This is a genomic window from Mycobacterium sp. NGS67 (assembly GCF_059812185.1).
The window spans coordinates 225,446-240,988 of the sequence record NZ_JCALCF010000002.1 but is presented as its reverse complement, the minus strand read 5'-3'; the positions used below and the strand labels follow the sequence as shown (position 1 = coordinate 240,988).

Annotated in this window: 18 protein-coding genes; 8 read left to right on the top strand and 10 right to left on the bottom strand. The window is 66.5% G+C overall.

Annotated elements, in window-relative coordinates; translation table 11 throughout:
* Window positions 1-11 precede the first annotated feature (11 nt).
* Complete coding sequence (msrA, locus tag AC5Y4D_RS02645; protein ID WP_499943902.1) at window positions 12-527, top strand: peptide-methionine (S)-S-oxide reductase MsrA; 516 nt, start codon at window positions 12-14, stop codon at window positions 525-527.
* Here msrA and AC5Y4D_RS02640 read toward each other — a convergent pair.
* The gene (locus AC5Y4D_RS02640; protein WP_499991328.1) at window positions 524-1,852 is read right to left on the bottom strand and encodes a cytochrome P450; all 1,329 of its coding nucleotides are present in this window, start codon (window positions 1,850-1,852) and stop codon (window positions 524-526) included. The genes msrA and AC5Y4D_RS02640 overlap by 4 nt on opposite strands.
* 125 nt (window positions 1,853-1,977) lie before the next feature.
* Here AC5Y4D_RS02640 and AC5Y4D_RS02635 point away from each other — a divergent pair, with 125 nt between their 5' ends.
* Complete coding sequence (locus AC5Y4D_RS02635) at window positions 1,978-2,583, top strand: TetR/AcrR family transcriptional regulator (protein ID WP_499943900.1); 606 nt, start codon at window positions 1,978-1,980, stop codon at window positions 2,581-2,583.
* Here the strand turns inward: AC5Y4D_RS02635 and AC5Y4D_RS02630 are convergent.
* Together AC5Y4D_RS02630 and AC5Y4D_RS02625 are read right to left on the bottom strand one after the other, a co-directional pair.
* Window positions 2,580-3,470, bottom strand: a complete 891-nt coding sequence (locus AC5Y4D_RS02630; RefSeq protein ID WP_499991333.1) for an alpha/beta fold hydrolase — start codon at window positions 3,468-3,470, stop codon at window positions 2,580-2,582. The two genes, AC5Y4D_RS02635 and AC5Y4D_RS02630, sit on opposite strands and share 4 nt — an antisense overlap.
* 10 nt (window positions 3,471-3,480) lie before the next feature.
* On the bottom strand, window positions 3,481-4,644 hold the full coding sequence (locus tag AC5Y4D_RS02625) for a sulfotransferase family protein (protein WP_499991334.1): 1,164 nt from the start codon (window positions 4,642-4,644) through the stop codon (window positions 3,481-3,483).
* A gap of 112 nt (window positions 4,645-4,756) precedes the next feature.
* Here AC5Y4D_RS02625 and AC5Y4D_RS02620 point away from each other — a divergent pair, with 112 nt between their 5' ends.
* Both AC5Y4D_RS02620 and AC5Y4D_RS02615 read left to right on the top strand, forming a co-directional pair.
* A complete protein-coding gene (locus tag AC5Y4D_RS02620; RefSeq protein WP_499991336.1) occupies window positions 4,757-5,332 on the top strand; it encodes a TetR/AcrR family transcriptional regulator in 576 nt (191 codons plus the stop codon).
* Window positions 5,329-6,447, top strand: coding sequence for a DUF1214 domain-containing protein (locus AC5Y4D_RS02615; RefSeq protein ID WP_500036274.1), 1,119 nt, complete (start codon window positions 5,329-5,331; stop codon window positions 6,445-6,447). The genes AC5Y4D_RS02620 and AC5Y4D_RS02615 overlap by 4 nt, the downstream gene beginning before the upstream one ends.
* Window positions 6,448-6,510: 63 nt before the next feature.
* On the opposite strand, the gene AC5Y4D_RS02610 is transcribed toward AC5Y4D_RS02615, so the two are convergent.
* The 4 genes from AC5Y4D_RS02610 to AC5Y4D_RS02595 all read right to left on the bottom strand — a co-directional run bounded on the left by AC5Y4D_RS02610 (window position 6,511) and on the right by AC5Y4D_RS02595 (window position 10,416).
* The gene (locus AC5Y4D_RS02610; RefSeq protein ID WP_500036273.1) at window positions 6,511-7,551 is read right to left on the bottom strand and encodes an LLM class flavin-dependent oxidoreductase; all 1,041 of its coding nucleotides are present in this window, start codon (window positions 7,549-7,551) and stop codon (window positions 6,511-6,513) included.
* Window positions 7,551-8,066, bottom strand: a complete 516-nt coding sequence (locus AC5Y4D_RS02605) for an SRPBCC family protein (RefSeq protein WP_499943895.1) — start codon at window positions 8,064-8,066, stop codon at window positions 7,551-7,553. Before AC5Y4D_RS02605 ends, AC5Y4D_RS02610 begins: the two co-directional genes overlap by 1 nt.
* Window positions 8,067-8,176: 110 nt before the next feature.
* Window positions 8,177-9,289 (bottom strand): fatty acid desaturase family protein, encoded by a 1,113-nt coding sequence (locus tag AC5Y4D_RS02600; protein ID WP_499943894.1) that lies wholly within the window; start codon window positions 9,287-9,289, stop codon window positions 8,177-8,179.
* 29 nt (window positions 9,290-9,318) lie between these two features.
* Window positions 9,319-10,416 (bottom strand): flavin reductase family protein, encoded by a 1,098-nt coding sequence (locus AC5Y4D_RS02595; RefSeq protein ID WP_500036272.1) that lies wholly within the window; start codon window positions 10,414-10,416, stop codon window positions 9,319-9,321.
* Between the two features lie 70 nt (window positions 10,417-10,486).
* Here AC5Y4D_RS02595 and AC5Y4D_RS02590 point away from each other — a divergent pair, with 70 nt between their 5' ends.
* On the top strand, window positions 10,487-11,185 hold the full coding sequence (locus AC5Y4D_RS02590; RefSeq protein WP_499943892.1) for a TetR family transcriptional regulator: 699 nt from the start codon (window positions 10,487-10,489) through the stop codon (window positions 11,183-11,185).
* A gap of 1 nt (window position 11,186) precedes the next feature.
* Here the strand turns inward: AC5Y4D_RS02590 and AC5Y4D_RS02585 are convergent, their stop codons facing one another.
* Both AC5Y4D_RS02585 and AC5Y4D_RS02580 read right to left on the bottom strand, forming a co-directional pair.
* A complete protein-coding gene (locus tag AC5Y4D_RS02585) occupies window positions 11,187-11,516 on the bottom strand; it encodes a hypothetical protein (RefSeq protein WP_499943891.1) in 330 nt (109 codons plus the stop codon).
* Window positions 11,517-11,625: 109 nt separating this feature from the next.
* The gene (locus AC5Y4D_RS02580; RefSeq protein ID WP_500036271.1) at window positions 11,626-12,231 is read right to left on the bottom strand and encodes a GNAT family N-acetyltransferase; all 606 of its coding nucleotides are present in this window, start codon (window positions 12,229-12,231) and stop codon (window positions 11,626-11,628) included.
* A 137-nt stretch (window positions 12,232-12,368) separates the two neighbouring features.
* Between AC5Y4D_RS02580 and AC5Y4D_RS02575 the strand changes: the two genes are divergently transcribed.
* Window positions 12,369-13,073, top strand: coding sequence for a GAF and ANTAR domain-containing protein (locus tag AC5Y4D_RS02575; RefSeq protein WP_500036270.1), 705 nt, complete (start codon window positions 12,369-12,371; stop codon window positions 13,071-13,073).
* An 85-nt stretch (window positions 13,074-13,158) separates the two neighbouring features.
* On the top strand, window positions 13,159-14,454 hold the full coding sequence (locus tag AC5Y4D_RS02570; protein ID WP_499991352.1) for an acyl-CoA dehydrogenase family protein: 1,296 nt from the start codon (window positions 13,159-13,161) through the stop codon (window positions 14,452-14,454).
* Window positions 14,455-14,531: 77 nt separating this feature from the next.
* Here the strand turns inward: AC5Y4D_RS02570 and AC5Y4D_RS02565 are convergent, their stop codons facing one another.
* Window positions 14,532-14,987: a MaoC family dehydratase gene (locus tag AC5Y4D_RS02565; RefSeq protein WP_499991356.1), complete on the bottom strand. Its 456-nt coding sequence runs from the start codon at window positions 14,985-14,987 to the stop codon at window positions 14,532-14,534.
* A 40-nt stretch (window positions 14,988-15,027) separates the two neighbouring features.
* On the opposite strand from AC5Y4D_RS02565, the gene AC5Y4D_RS02560 reads away from it, so the two are divergent.
* Window positions 15,028-15,525 carry a metallophosphoesterase family protein gene (locus AC5Y4D_RS02560; RefSeq protein WP_500036269.1) on the top strand — a complete coding sequence of 166 codons (498 nt, stop codon included), beginning with the start codon at window positions 15,028-15,030 and terminating at the stop codon, window positions 15,523-15,525.
* Window positions 15,526-15,543 lie beyond the last annotated feature (18 nt).

Genomic DNA, 15,543 nt, shown 5'->3' with positions numbered 1-15,543 from the left:
GGAGGACAGAAATGACGAGCACGCAACGAGCGGTCCTTGCGGGCGGCTGTTTCTGGGGCATGCAGGATCTGATCCGCAGACAGCCCGGGGTGGTGTCCACCCGGGTCGGTTACAGCGGCGGCGAGGTGCCGAACGCGACCTACCGCAACCACGGCAGGCACGCCGAGGCCGTCGAGATCATCTTCGACCCGTCGGCCACCGACTTCCGCACCCTGCTGGAGTTCTTCTTCCAGATCCACGATCCGACCACCAAGGACCGGCAGGGCAACGACCGCGGACCCAGCTACCGGTCGGCCATCTACTACGTCGATGACGAGCAGAAGCGCATCGCGCTGGACACCATCGCCGACGTCGACGCGTCGGGCCTGTGGCCCGGCAAGGTGGTGACCGAGGTGAGCCCGGTCGGTGATTTCTGGGAGGCCGAACCCGAGCACCAGGACTATCTGCTGCGCTACCCGCACGGGTACACCTGTCACTTCGTGCGGCCCGGCTGGAAGCTGCCGCGGCGGGCTGACGCGCAGCGCTAGCGGCGCCGGCGCACGACCACGCGCCCGCCGTCCTTGGGCGTGAACGCGACCCCGCGGCAGTGGCGACGTTCATCGGGTGCCGTCGTGGATTCGATGACGAACTGGCGCAACACCGTTCGCAGCACCACGTCCATCTCCATGTTCGCGAATGCGGCGCCGACGCAGCGACGGGTGCCGCCGCCGAACGGGATCCAGGCGAACGTCGAGGGCTTGCCGCCGATGTAGCGCTGAGGGTCGAAGCGCTCCGGATCGGGAAAGACTTCCGGATTCTCGTGGATCTGCCCGATGTTGACGACGATCGATTCGCCGCGCTGAACCGCCCAGTCGCCGAGTTGGTAGACCTCGGGATAGACGTGCCGGCCGGACAGATCGATGACCGTCCGGGAGCGTTGGACTTCGAGGATGGTCGCTTGGCGTAGTTCGCCGCCACCGTTGTCGGCCTCTTCGACCAACTCCGCCAACACCTTTGGGTGACGGGTGATCCGTTCGAAGGCCCAGGCCAACGTGGAAGCGGTGGTTTCGTGGCCGGCGGCCAGCAGCGCCAGTAACTCGTCGCCAATGTCCTTGCGCGACATGACCGAACCATCCTCATAGGTGCTGCGCAACATCAGCGCGAGCACGTCGTTGCGGTCGGCGAAGTTCGGGTCCGCCCGTTCGCCGTCGATCAGCTTGTCGATCACCAGGTCGTACCGGCGGCGGTATTCGGCCAGCCGGCCCCACGGACTGAACCGGCCGAAAGCGCGCCGCGGCATGGGCACAGCTGCCAGCCGCGAGCCCAGGGTGACCCAGGGCGGAATGATCCGGCGCAACTCGTCGAGTTCGGCACCTTCGGCTCCGAACACCGCGCGCAGGATGGCATTGAGGGTGATGTGCATCATCGACGGCAGCGTCGCGAACGCCTGGCCTTCGGGCCAATCAGCGGTCTCGCGCAGGGTCTCTTCCTCGATGATCGTCTCGTAGTTCTTCATGCTCTTGCCGTGGAACGGCGGTGCCAACAGCCGGCGCCGTCTCCGGTGATTTTCGCCCTCGAGGCCGAACACCGATCCCGAGCCGAACATGCGACTCAGGTTGGGCTGGATATTGCCCAACACGTCGGGACTGGTGGTGAAAACCTGTTTGGCCAGTCGTGGATCCGAGACGACCAGCATGCGACCGTACATCGGGATGTGCAGGGTGAACGCAGTGCCGAGACGCCGGGTGAAGCTCTGCAGCATCCGTCGCCGTACCAACGCAAAACCCATACCCTGCAACAGCTTCGGCAGTCGGGCCGCCGGTGGCGCCTTGCCGGCCGGTAGGACTGGGGCGTCGGTCACTGCTTGGCTCATCGAGCGCGACTTCCTTCCTCGAACCCCGAGAACGGGGGTTGGTACTGCGATGTACCACCGGCCTTTCCTGGTACGGTACTCGGTGGTACCACGCATGACAAGCGGGATCGGGAGGAGTTCGTTACGTGACGGCGGTTGTCGACGACGCGGTGTCGGCCGAACCCGACCCGTTCCGGCTTCGGCTGCTCGACGGTCTCGACGCGTCGATCCGCGAGCGGGGATACCGCGCGACCACCGTCGCCGACATCGTCCGCCACGCGCGCACCTCCAAGCGCACTTTCTATGACCAATTCCCGAGCAAGGAACAGTGTTTCCTGGAACTGCTGCGGTTGGAGGTCCAGATCATGGCGGCCGACATCCGCGGCGCGGTGGACCCAGAGGCCGACTGGCACAACCAGATTCGCCAGGCCGTCGAAGGTTATGTCGGCAGCATCGAATCCCGGCCGGCCATTGCACTGAGTTGGATCCGGGAGCTGCCGTACCTGGGTGACATCGCTCGCCCCGTGCAGCGGCAAGGGCTGGAATTGTTGACCAACCTGCTGATCGACCTGAGCGGCAGCCCCGGTTTCCGGCGCGCCGGCTTGCCGCCACTGACGCCGCCGTTGGCGGTCATCCTGGTGGGCGGCCTGCGGGAACTCGTCGCGCTGGCCGTCGAGGACGGTAAGCCCGCGCGTGACATCGTCGAGCCGGCGGTGGATGCGTCCATCGCGTTACTCGGGCCGCGGCACTAGGGCTGAAGACGCAGGAACGCGCGAACTCGGTCCAGCACCAGGTCTGGGCGCTGATGGACGATCCAGTGCCCCACCCCGGGAACCAGCTCGACCTCGAAATCCGTGATGTGCTCGGCATATCCGTCGGCCAGATCCGGGGTGATCACCGGGTCTTCGGTACCGGTCAGCCAGCGCACCGGCACCTCGACTCGAGCCGAGTCGTATTCGCCGCGCATCCAGCTCAGCATTTCCCCGGCCTGGAACGAGCGGTACCACCGCGAGCCGGCCTCGGCGTGGCCGGGCTGCCGCATCCGCTCGATGTAGACAGCGATGTCTTCGTCGGCGAGGTTGAAGCCGCCGCCGACCCAGGAACCCAGTGCGCGGGCGAACCGGGCCTTGCGATCGCGCAGCAGTCGCGGACCGAGCACCGGCACCGCAATCGGGATCTGATACCAGAGCCGCCAGCTGTTGCGGATCGACCCCAGGTCACGTTTGACCCAGGGCGCCACGGTGTTCATCCCGAAGAATCCGGTCACCTTCTCGGGATGGCGCAGCATCATGATGAAGGCCGCCGGTCCACCCCAGTCGTGTGCGACGAGTTTCACCGTGTCGATGCCGAGATGGTCCAGGACGCCGGCCAGATCCTCGGCCATCTCGCTCTTGAGATACCGCGACGGCGGCGCCGAGCTCCAGCCCGCGCCGCGCAGGTCCGGGCACAACACCCGGTACCCGTCGGCGGCGAGCGGTCCGATCAGCTCGTGCCATTCCCACCAGTTCTCCGGGAACCCGTGCACCAGCATCACCACCGGACCGTCGGCCGGGCCGGCCTCCGCGACGTGGATGGTGAGCCCGTCGCCGAGGTCCACGTAGCGGTGTTCGACGCCGTCCAACTCGGGCATGGTGGTCATGCCCGAAAAACTACTGCAAGAACCGCTCTACGTAGGGGGCGAAGCGTTTCCGCAGATCGGCTTCGTCCAGCCCGAACATCTCGAACGAGGTCTCGACGCTGCCCAGCCGGCCGCGCTGGTGGCCGTCCAGATAGTCACCGACGGCGGTACGCACCTCGTCGGTGAAGGGTTCGCCGGCCAGCGCGTACACGCGTTCGGCGACGCCGAGTTCGTCGGCCATGAAGTCGTCGAAGCGAACGTCGACCGAACGGTCCGGGCCGATGGTGTCGCGGTCGCGGACCAACGCGGTCAGCATGTACTCCAACCGGTCGATCCAGTAGTCGGCGATCTGCCGGACCGGCACCGGGGAGCGGTGCATCCGCGCCGAGTAGGTGATCATCGCGATCATCGACAGCGCCACCGGCACGGGGTCGCGGTGGGTGAAGATCACGATGCTGTCGCCGAAGACGCGGTTCAGCACGGGAACCTGTTCGAGGTGCTGGGGGGATTTGAGCAGCCAGCGCCTACCGCCGCGCAGGAACTGCATCGCCTTGAGTTGCCGGGCCAGGTGGACATAGTGCGGCGTCTGGTCGTGGGTCTGGTAGTAGTCCCGCCAGCGGGGCACGTCGCCGAGCGTCTCGAACAGCATCGTGGAGAAGTCGTTGGCCAGCAGCTGGATTTCTTCGTGGACGTGGTCGGTGGTCATCTCGTGCATGAGCGCGAAATGCGGCATCACCAGGTTGATCACGTTGACCGCGACGTCCATGCGGGCGCGGCGCGGGTCCGGATCGATGCCGTGTTCAGCCGGTAGCGGGAACGGCTCGTTGCTCTCCCAGTACGGCATGGTGCGGAAGGTGGGCGGTGCGGCCAGCAGATTGTGCAGGTGGGTGGTGCCGGTGCGGGGCAACCCGGCGATCACCACCGGCGCACGCAGCTCGATATCGTCGATCTCCGGATGGCGGCGCTGCAGATCGGTCAACAGCAACCGGTTCTTGAGCAGCTGCAGCAGCTGGCCGAAGAAGTTGACCACCCCGGCCTCATGCAGGCCGTCGATCTCGCGCAGCGCAGCGAGGTAGACGTCGAGCCGTTCGCGGTAGTCGTCGGCGCCGAAATCGGTCAGGCCGGTGTCCTCGCTGGCCCGGGCGTGCAATGCGTCGGATTGCAGCGGGCACTGCGGGGCCATCGCGGCCATCATGTCCAGGATCGGCTGGGCCTCGGCGCTGAACCGGGGCTGGCCCAGGTCGTCGAGCTGGACGGGCTGGCGAGCGGGATCGGTCACGGCGAGTTATGTTACTCTGAGTTTCGTAATGGTAGTAGATCTGGGCCGGCCTCGGGATCCGCGTATCGACGCGGCAGTACTGCGCGCCACGGTCGAGCTGCTCGCCGAAACCGGGTACCCGGGCCTGTTGGTCTCTGCGATCGCCGAACGGGCCGGCACCAGCAAGCCCGCGATCTACCGTCGCTGGCCCAGCAAGGCTCACCTGGTGCACGAGGCGGTGTTCCCGATCAACGCCGCGACCGAGATCCCCGACAGCGGGTCGCTGCCCGACGATCTCCGGGAGATGGTCCGGCGTACCACCGCCGTGCTGACCACGCCCGCGGCCAAAGCGGCGCTGCCCGGCCTGGTCGCCGAGATGGCCGCCGACCCGAGCCTGCATTCGGCGTTGCTGGAACGGTTCGCCGGGATCTTCGCCGGCGGGCTGGCCGAACGCCTCCGCGGCGCCGCGGCCAGCGGCCAGGTCCGGCCCGACGTGAGCGCCTCCGAGCTGGCCGAGGCCATCGCCGGTCTGACGTTGATCGCGCTACTCACCCGCATCAGCGAACTCGACGACGCCTGGGTCGAACGCACCACCACATTGCTGCTGAAAGGAATCGGCGCATGACACACGAATCGACCGGCGCCTGGCAGGAACTCCTGACGACCCTCGGGGAACTGGACCGCTCGTTCCTCGAAGGCGACAAAGCCGTCACCGACGACCGCCACGTCGCCGACGGCTACCGGATGCTGGCCACCACCCTGGGCGTCGGCTTCGACACCTACCTGTTCCCCGAGCCCGGTCGGCCCCAGTTCGTCGCGGTCAACACGCCGTCCCGGCGCGACCGGCGGTGGGGCGGTGACAACACCGACGCCTACTACTTCGTCTGCCCGGTCGATCCGCAGCGGCGCTACCGCATCAGCGGCAACAAGGGCGACAGCGTGTACTTCTCGTTGACCGCTTACAACGAACCTTCGCCCGGCGTCTGGTCCGACCGGGTGGTCGCGATCGTCCGCGACACCGACCTCGACGTCGATGCCGACGGCAACTTCACGTTCGAGTTCCCGCCGACACCCGATGCCGCGGTGCTCATGACGCGCGACTACCAGGCCGACCCGGTCACCGGGCGGCCCGTCAGTTGGCACATCGAAGCGCTCGACGAGCCGGACCCGATCCGGCACGGCGACGCCGAGACCGCGGCCAGGTTGCGCGCGATCGCCACCTGGATGCGCACCATGTTCGCCATCGTTCCGCTGGCCGTGGGCGTACGCACTCAGGACGGGCACGCACTCGGGCACGAAGTCGCTTACAGCGCAAACCAATTCGCCGATCCCTACCAGGTGCCCGATGCCAACTTCGGCTGGTCGGCTCGTGACGCCTGCTACGCCTACGGCAGTTTCGTGCTCGAGGACGACGAGGCGCTGGTCATCACACACCGGCCACCGCCGTGCAGGTTCTGGAATCTGGTGGTGTGGAACCAGTTCATGGCCACCTACGGCGCCGAAGACGGCCGGTGCTCGGTCAACTGCCGTAGCGCGGTTCCCAACGCTGACGGCTCGGTCACGGTCGTGTTGTCCAACGGCACGACGGCGCACCCGAATTCGCTGACGACGCTGGGCTATCCGCGCGGGAACCTGGCGTTTCGCTGGTTCCTGGCCGACGAGGTGCCGGCGCGGCCCGAAGTGCAACTGGTGAAGCTCTCGGAGGCACCTACGAAGGTGGCGTCATCACCGAGCGTGTAGCCACCGCGAAAAAATCGCACGATTTTGACAGTAGCTACACGTTCGATGACGGCGCCGCGATCGCTAAGTCTCCCGGACCAGCTCGATGGCACGCCCCAACGTCGCGAGCTTGGCGTCCAGGCTCTCACCGGCGGGATACAGCCGCACGGTGTCGACCCCGGCGTCGCGCCAATCCGCAAGGCGCGCACGGACCATGTCCTCGGTCCCGATCAGCGTGGTGGCCAACACCATCTCATCGGTGACCAGTGCCGCCGCACCGGCCCGGTCGCCGCGCTGCCATGCCTCGTGCACCGCAGCGGCGACATCGGCCCAGCCCTGCCGGCTGTAGGCCTGGTTGTAGTAGTTCGTGCTGGCCGATCCCATGCCGCCGAGACTGAACGCCAGTTCCGTTTTGCGCGCCCCGACCATGGTGCGCAGTTCGTCCTCGTCGCGGGCGAACGCGACCTCGGCACCCTGACAGATGTCGAGGTCGGCGCGGGTCCGGCCGGCAGCGGTCAGGCCCGCGTCGAGATGGGCGAAATAGGCCTCGTCGGCGCCTTCCGGAACGAAACTGGTGCCCAGCCAGCCGTCGGCGACCCGCCCGGTCAACCGCAGCATGGCCGGTGACAAGCTGGCCAGATAGATCGGAATCGGGTGTTCGGCGCGGGTCGACAGTCGCATCGGCTTCGCCTCGCCGCCCGGTCGAGGAATGCGGAACTCGTTGCCGGAGTAGGAGATTCTGCCACCTGCGAACACCTGCCGGACGATGTCGACGGTCTCGCGGACCCGGGCCAGCGGCGCCTCGAAGCCGACGCCGTGCAAGCCTTCGATCACCTGCGGTCCGGAGGCGCCGAGCCCGAGCAGGAAACGCCCGGCGGACAGGTTGGCCAGGGTGATGGCCGTCTGCGCCACCAGCACCGGGGAGCGGGTGCCGACCTGCAGCACGCCGGAACCGAGCAGCATCCGCCGGGTGCGGGCGGCGAGATATCCCAGCGCGGACGGCGCATCCGTTCCCCACGCCTCGGCGACCCAGCACACGTCCAGGCCCAGCTTCTCGGCCTCGACCACGAAGTCGACGGTCTCGGCCGCGGCCACCGACAACTCGACGGTCGTCGCGGTCCGCATCAGCGGACCCCGTGTTCGGCCAACCTCTTGATCGCGCCCAGCGTCTTGTCGATCGCGGCCTCGAATTCACGCAGCCGCACGAACACGATCTTCTGCTCTTTGTCGGGCATCGCGTCGATGGCATTGGACAGTCCCGAACGGCCCGGGCCCAGCTGGGTCCAGAACGACAGCGCGGTGCCACCGTCGCGGGGAGTCAGGCGAAACCGCCAGGTCGCCGCGGGGTCGGCGGGTTCGCCTACCGCCCAAGCGAATTCGCGCGGTTGGTCGTAGGAGACGATCCGCGACGTGGTGCTCCACTCGCCGAATGCGTCGTGTTGGTTGTGCCCGACGAAGCGGGCGTCGAGCCGCGCAGCGGTGGCTCCGTCCAGCCACTCGACGGCCTGCAGCTCGTTGGACAGGGTCGGCATCAACTCGATGTCGGAGACCAGACTCCAGACCCGCTCCGGGTCGGCGTCGATCCAGGTCGTGGCTTCTACTGTCGGCTTGTCCGAATATCGCGCCCCGGTCCACTCCATCGATCCATTGTCCCCCAGATGAAACGCTTCGAGACTGCGGCCAGGGTGACCCGATGTCGTGAACGACACACCCTGGCCGCAGTCTCGGCGCCACCAGCTAGTGATGGGAGTTATGCGGCGATCAGCTCCTGCCCGACAGGCTCCTCGGCCTTGCTGCGCGACCGGAATTTCCACGAGTCGGGGAACGTCAGCCGCACGATCTTGCGCACGACGGTGCCGAACTGCCGCAGCAGCGGACCCTTGTTGTAGGGAATCCCGTAACGCTCGCAGATCTCCTGCACCTCCGGCGCGATCTGCGGGTATCGACGGGCGGGCATGTCCGGGAACAGGTGGTGCTCGATCTGGTGCGAGAGGTTGCCGGACAGCACGTGGAAGATGTCGCCCCCGGTCAGGTTCGCCGAACCCAGCACCTGGCGGAAGTACCACTGGCCGCGGGTCTCGTCCTTGGTCTCCTCGACGGTGAATTCCTGAGTGCCGTCCGGGAAGTGGCCGCAGAAGATGATCATGTACGACCACACGTTGCGCATCAGGTTGGCCGTCAGGTTGCCGGTGAAGACGAACGGCGCGAACGGGCCGGCCAACAGCGGGAAGGCGACGTAGTCCTTCAGCGACTGCCGGCGGGTCTTCTTCCAGATTTCCTTCAGGGTGTCGCGCTTGTCCCGCACGCTGATCTCCCCGGAGCGGATCCGCTCGGTTTCCAGCTCGTGCAGGGCGACGCCGTACTGGAACAGCACCATCAGCAGAAACGCATAGACCGGGTTGCCCAGGAAGTACGGCTCCCACGGCTGGTCCTCGCTCATCCGGAGGATGCCGTAGCCGATGTCGCGGTCCATCCCGACGATGTTGGTGTGGGTGTGGTGCATGTAGTTGTGCGAGTGCCGCCACTGGTCGGCCGGGCAGGCGGTGTCCCACTCGAAGTCACGGCCGGAGATGGTCGGGTCACGCATCCAGTCGTACTGGCCGTGCATGATGTTGTGGCCGATCTCCATGTTGTCCATGATTTTCGCGACGCCCAGCATGCCGGTGCCGAACAGCCAGAACGGTGGCAGGAACAGCAGGGCGCGCCCGCCGACCTCCAGGCCGCGCTGGATCTTGATCATCCGGCGGATGTAGTCGGCGTCCTCTTCGCCGAGGTCGGCCATCACGCGTTCGCGGATGGCGTCGAGCTCGCGGCCGAAGGCGTCGGCCTGCTCTTTGGTGAGGGAGATCTTGTTCTGTGACATGACTTTTCCTCCTTGAGTTCGTTGGTGGGCTAGAGGTCTATCTCGACGTCACCGACGGGGACGGTGACGCAAATCTGTACTTTTTCGTCGGGCTGGGTGGAGATTGCGCCGGTGACCAGGTTGCGCACGGTGCCGGAGGTCTTGCGGCGCGTGCAGGTGTGGCAGATCCCCATCCGGCACCCGTTCTGCGGTTGCAGGCCGGCCCCTTCGGCCTGTTCCAGGATCGAACGACCGTCGTCGACGACGTCGACCTGGCTGTCCGCGAAGGCCAGCCGGCCGCCGGTCGGTTCGGCCGGTGCGTCGATCACCGGGGGCACGAAGCTTTCGGTGAACACGTTTTCACAGACCGCCTTGACGGCATCCACCAAAGCGGTTGGCCCGCAGACGAACACCGCGTCGGGTTCGGGCATCGCCGCCGCCAGGTGTGCTGCTCCGAAACGGCCGTCCAGGTCGCCGGAACCGGACCGGGTGTAGCCGTGCAGCACTCGTACGCCGGGCATCTGGGCCAGCTCGGCGCGGTAGCAGGCTTCGGCGGCGGAGCGCGCGTAGTGCACGAATGCGATGTCGTGACCCGACTTCCGCAGATGTCCTTCGGCGACCAGGGTGCGCAACATCGCCAGCACGGGCGTGATTCCGCTGCCGCCGGAGACGAACAGGATTCGGCGCGGCCGTTGCGCCGGCAACACGAAGTCGCCGCCGACACCGTCCAGCCCGACCACCATGCCGCGGCGGGCCTGCTCATACAGGTACGTCGAGACCAACCCGCCGTCGTGCAGGCCGATCGTCAGCTCCAGGTGCGTGCTGCCCTCGACGTTGGCCGGGGAGTAGCAGCGCGAGTGCATGCGCCCGTCGATCTCGACCGTGACGTTGACGAACTGTCCGGCCTTGACGGGGTAGCGCTCGGTGAATGCGGCGTTGGGGACCAGCACCAGGGTGACGCTGCGCGGCGTCGTCCGCCGCACCTCGACCACCTTGGCGCGGGCCTCTGCCGACGTCCAGGTGGGCGTCACGAGCTCGGTGTATCGGTCGACGCCGTGGGGACCGGTGAGCAGGTCGACCAGGTCGGAACCCAGGACCCGCTTACCGAAATTCCGGGCGAACGTCCGAGTGAAAGTTTGAGTGAACATGTGTACACCGTGACATCAATACCCGCTGGTGGTCAAGGGTTTTCCACGGTCCTGTGTTACGGTTCACATAGTGAACAGTCGTACTCCTAGCTCACATTCGCGGCGCAGCGTCCAGGATCGGCCCCGGGACAGAAGCCGCGACGGTGGCCGTGACACGCCCTCCCGCGAGGAACGCAAGGAGGCGACCCGGCGCGCCATCATCGCCGCGGCCCTGAAGGCGCTCAACGACCGCAGTTTCAGCGGTCTGAGCCTGCGCGAGGTCACCCGGGAAGCCGGAATCGTGCCTGCGGCGTTCTACCGCCACTTCGAGTCGATGGAGGCACTCGGGCTGGTTCTGATCGACGAATCGTTCCGCAGCCTGCGCGATACGCTGCGCGGCGCGCGCGCCGGGAAACTCGACCCGAACCGGGTCATCGAGTCGTCGGTCGAGATCCTGATCGGCAGTGTCGCCGAGAAGCGCGAGCACTGGCGCTTCATCTCCCGGGAACGCTCCACCGGAGTTTCGGTGCTGCGCTATGCGATTCGCACCGAGATCCGGTTGATCACCTCGGAGCTGGCTACCGACCTGGCCCGGTTCCCCCGGCTCAACGAATGGAGCACCGAGGATCTCAACGTGCTGGCCAGCCTGTTCGTCAACGCGATGATCGTCACCGCCGAGGCGATCGAGGACGCCCAGAGTAACGAGGCGCTACAGGAGATTCACCGGATCGCCGTCAAGCAGCTGCGCATGATCGCCATCGGGGTGGCGGGCTGGAAATCCAGCCCCTGAGTCACTCCTCGACGACGGTGTACAGCGAATCGCCGTCCTCGGGAGTGCCGTCCACCTGACCGCGGTGCACGCCACCGGGTAGCGCGTCCTCGATGCTCGGTCCCGGCGCGGGACGGAGCACATCGGGCTCTTCGGCGGCCAGCTTCTGGTCGAGTGATTCCCCTTCGCGCTCTTCACGCGGTGTCATGCCGTACTTGTCGGCCTCGCTCCACTGCTCAGGCGGGTCGACGACGGTGTCGCCGTCGTCGTTGCGGAGTTCGTCGGAATCGGTTGACTCTTGTGGTCTCAGGGTGTCGCCGGGGCCGCCTTCCATAGCCGACTGGTTGCCCATGTCCGCGTGGGCTAAACCCGCATGCCGCAAACCCTTCGAGAACCACGGATCGTCGTGACGTGAGCCTCGTGACCGAACTGAGGTCAGATCGCTTGGCGAGCAACGGATGTCATCGCGGTTCTCGCCACATGGGCCACAGCGTCGGTCCCCCGCCGGGGACTTTGATCTCACCTGTGACGGTGAACCCGAAACGTTCGTAGTACGGGATGTTTTCGGGCTTGGACGATTCCAGGTAGGCCGGACAGTATTCGGCGTCGCAGCGCTCCAGCCGCGACCGCATCAACACCTGGCCGAACCCTTTGCCGCGCACCGCCGGGTCGCTTCCGATGACGGCCAGATACCAGTGCGGCTCTTCGGGATGGGCCCGCTTCATCAATTCCACCAGTTGACGGGCCGGACCCGAACGAAAGCCGAACACCCGCAAGAACATCGGGATCTGCGCCAGCTCCGCCCGGCGCGATTCGCGCCACCGGTTCGGCGGGTCCCACAGTGCCGCCGCACCGATGCCCGGGCCGTCGACCGCCACCTCCACACCGCCGTGAGCCAGGTGGTGATGGCGCGTCGTCGTGGCGAACACGCGATGCAGTTGCCTGCGCCGCACGTCGTCGTCGGGTAGCAGGTACATCGCGACCGGATCGTCGAAGAACGCGCGGCCCAGAGTGCGTCCCAGAGCGCGGACATCGCTCCTTTGCGCGGGGCGCACGTACGGGGTCACCGCAGTCACGTTAGGCGAACAGGTATCGCGGCAGCTAGTGCACGCCTGGGTCCGTCCCGGCCAGGACCCTTCGAGGTCCGGTGGGCGTAGAGTCTAACCGGCCCTCGCGCGCGAGGACTTTGACCGAGGGGACGGCCGTGGCAGAAGGTTTTGCGCAACTCCACCAGCGCATTGCGGGGCTGGCGCGCGAACTGCACAATCGGCCGGGCGTCTACAGCCAAGATGTCATCGACCAGTTGGTCGTCGAAGCCGCCCAGACGATTCCCGGCGCGCAGTATGGCGGTCTGACCGTCACCAACCCACGAGCCGGAATCACCACCCCGGCCAGCACCCATCGATACCCGATCGTGCTTGACGAGATTCAACAGCGCTACGGGGAGGGTCCGTGCCTGATGGCCGCCTGGGAGCACCACATGGTGCTCGTCGATGATCTGTCGACCGAGACCCGGTGGCCGAAGTACAGATGCGCCGCGCTCCGGCAGACACCGATCCGCTCGATTCTGTCGTTCGAACTGTTCACCAGTGACCAGACTTTGGGAGCGCTGAACATCTACGCCGATGCGCCCGGGGCTTTCGACCACGCAGCCGTGGAGGTGGGGATCGTCTTTGCGACGCATGCGGCGCTGGTGTGGGACAGCGTCCGTCGGGAAGGCAGTTTCCAGAGTGCGCTGGCGAGTCGGGACATCATCGGCCAGGCGAAGGGCATCCTGATGCAGCAGTTCGACATCGACGCCGTGCGGGCGTTCGAGCTGCTCAAGCGACTGTCGCAGGAGTCCAACACGCCGTTGGTCGACATCGCCCGGCGCGTGGTCGATCTCAGGAAGGCTATTCCGGACAGCTGATCGGGCGGTGCCGTGCCGACCTTACGATGGTGTCGCTCCTTCGACGATGCCGGTGCGACGCTGCGCCGGGGAACGGTGATCTACGGTGTGGGACTTCGAAACCGATCCTGAATACCAGGCGAAGCTGGACTGGGTCGAGCAATTCATGGTCGACGAACTCGAGCCGCTCGATTTGGTTTCGCTCGATCCGTACGACAAGAACAACGCCGAGATGATGGCGATCCTGCGGCCGTTGCAGCAGCAGGTGAAGGATCAGGGCCTGTGGGCCGCGCACCTGCGCCCGGAACTCGGCGGGCAGGGCTTCGGTCAGGTCAAGCTCGCGCTGCTCAACGAGATACTCGGGCGTTCGCGGTGGGCACCGTCGGTGTTCGGTTGCCAGGCACCGGATTCGGGCAACGCCGAGATCCTGGCGTTGTTCGGCACCGAGGAGCAGAAGGCCCGCTACCTGCAGCCGCTGCTGGACGGTGAGATCACGTCGTGTTATTCGATGACCGAACCGCAGGGTGGTTCGGATCCCGGCATGTTCGTCACCGCCGCAACCCGGGACGGCGACGACTGGGTGATCAACGGGGAGAAGTGGTTCTCCAGCAACGCCAGACACGCGTCGTTCTTCATCGTGATGGCCGTCACCAACCCCGAAGGCCGCACCTACGAGAAGATGTCGCTGTTCATCGTGCCGGCCGAGACGCCGGGCATCGAGATCATCCGCAATGTCGGTGTGGGAGCCGAATCGTCCAAGCGTGCCAGCCACGGTTACGTCCGGTACAACGACGTCCGAGTGCCCGCCGATCACGTGCTCGGCGGTGAGGGTCAGGCCTTCATGATCGCCCAGACCCGCCTGGGCGGCGGACGCATCCATCACGCCATGCGCACAATTGCGTTGTCGCGCAAGGCATTCGACATGATGTGCGAGCGAGCGGTGTCGCGCCGGACCCGGCGCGGGACGCTCGCGGACTTTCAGATGACGCAGGAGAAGATCGCCGACAGCTGGATCCAGATCGAGCAGTTCCGGCTGTTGGTGCTGCGCACCGCGTGGCTGATCGACAAGCACCACGACTACCAGAAGGTGCGCCGCGACATCGCGGCGGTGAAAGTCGCGATGCCGCAGGTGCTGCACGATGTCGCCCAGCGCGCCCTGCATCTGCATGGCGCACTGGGGGTTTCCGACGAGATGCCGTTCGTCAAGATGCTGGTTGCGGCCGAGTCACTGGGTATCGCCGACGGGGCCACCGAGTTGCACAAGATGACCGTGGCACGCCGCACGCTGAAGGAATATCAGCCGGTGACAACGCCTTTCCCGTCTCAGCACATACCCACCCGCAAGGCCGAAGCCGAGGCGCGACTGGCCGCCCGCCTGGAACACTCCATCGCCGAGTTCTGACCGCCCCGGCTTCCCCGCGAGCAGACGCAAAAACCCCTCATTTCGGCACGAAATGGGGGTTTCTGCGTCTGCTCGCGCTAGGAAATGTAGCGGGCCACGCTCTCGGCCACGCAGGCCGGCTTGGCGGCTCCCTCGACTTCGACGGTGGTCGACAGCGTCGCCTGAACGGTGCCCTCACCCAGGTCGTCGACGCTGACCAACTTCGACGTCGCGCGCACCCGCGAGCCGACCGGCACCGGCGACGGGAAGCGAACCTTGTTGAGTCCGTAGTTGATTGCCAACTTGACGCCGTTGACCGTGTAGATCTGGTGCTGCAGTCGCGGCAGCAGCGCCAGGGTCATGAATCCGTGCGCGATCGTCGTGCCGAACGGTCCCTTGGCCGCCCGTTCCGGGTCGACGTGGATCCACTGGTGATCGCCGGTCGCGTCGGCGAACAGGTTGACGTCGTCCTGGGTGATCGTCACCCAGTCGCTGTGCCCGAGGGTCTCCCCCGCCGCGGCGGTGAGCTCGGCGACTGACTCGAAGCTGCGCATGGTCTCTCCTCTGTGTCTATCGGGGGTATGCATAGAACTTATGCGGCTACTGCTGATCGCCGACACGCACGTCCCGAAACGGGCCCGCGACCTACCCGCGCAGGTATGGGACGAGGTCGCGACCGCCGACGTCGTCATCCACGCCGGCGACTGGGTGACCGTCGACCTGCTCGACGAACTCGAAGCCAGGTCGGCACGGCTGCTGGCGTGCTGGGGCAACAACGATGGCCCGGAGTTGCGGTCCCGGCTGCCGGAGCGGGCTGCTGCGACGTTGGCCGGCCTGCGCTTCGTCGTCGTGCACGAGACGGGCGCCACCGCCGGGCGCGAAGCCCGGATGTCGCGGCTCTACCCGGACACCGACGTGCTGGTGTTCGGCCACAGCCACATCCCGTGGGACACCACCACCGCTACCGGGCTGCGCCTGCTGAATCCGGGTTCGCCCACCGATCGCCGCAGGCAGCCGCACTGCACATACCTGACCGCCACGGCGCACGACGGGGCCCTGCACGGCGTCGCGCTACACCGACTCAATAAATAGCTCGACTACAGAGGTATT

Bases quoted from the DNA above. Each gene is read 5' to 3' on its own strand.
- msrA (WP_499943902.1), top strand. From the start codon at position 12: ATGACGAGCACGCAACGAGCGGTCCTTGCGGGCGGCTGTTTCTGGGGC.
- AC5Y4D_RS02640 (WP_499991328.1), bottom strand. From the start codon at position 1,852: ATGAGCCAAGCAGTGACCGACGCCCCAGTCCTACCGGCCGGCAAGGCG.
- AC5Y4D_RS02630 (WP_499991333.1), bottom strand. From the start codon at position 3,470: ATGACCACCATGCCCGAGTTGGACGGCGTCGAACACCGCTACGTGGAC.
- AC5Y4D_RS02625 (WP_499991334.1), bottom strand. From the start codon at position 4,644: ATGATGGCCGCGATGGCCCCGCAGTGCCCGCTGCAATCCGACGCATTG.
- AC5Y4D_RS02620 (WP_499991336.1), top strand. From the start codon at position 4,757: ATGGTAGTAGATCTGGGCCGGCCTCGGGATCCGCGTATCGACGCGGCA.
- AC5Y4D_RS02615 (WP_500036274.1), top strand. From the start codon at position 5,329: ATGACACACGAATCGACCGGCGCCTGGCAGGAACTCCTGACGACCCTC.
- AC5Y4D_RS02610 (WP_500036273.1), bottom strand. From the start codon at position 7,551: ATGCGGACCGCGACGACCGTCGAGTTGTCGGTGGCCGCGGCCGAGACC.
- AC5Y4D_RS02605 (WP_499943895.1), bottom strand. From the start codon at position 8,066: ATGGAGTGGACCGGGGCGCGATATTCGGACAAGCCGACAGTAGAAGCC.
- AC5Y4D_RS02600 (WP_499943894.1), bottom strand. From the start codon at position 9,289: ATGTCACAGAACAAGATCTCCCTCACCAAAGAGCAGGCCGACGCCTTC.
- AC5Y4D_RS02595 (WP_500036272.1), bottom strand. From the start codon at position 10,416: ATGTTCACTCAAACTTTCACTCGGACGTTCGCCCGGAATTTCGGTAAG.
- AC5Y4D_RS02585 (WP_499943891.1), bottom strand. From the start codon at position 11,516: ATGGGCAACCAGTCGGCTATGGAAGGCGGCCCCGGCGACACCCTGAGA.
- AC5Y4D_RS02565 (WP_499991356.1), bottom strand. From the start codon at position 14,987: ATGCGCAGCTTCGAGTCAGTCGCCGAGCTCACCGCCGCGGCGGGGGAG.
- AC5Y4D_RS02560 (WP_500036269.1), top strand. From the start codon at position 15,028: ATGCGGCTACTGCTGATCGCCGACACGCACGTCCCGAAACGGGCCCGC.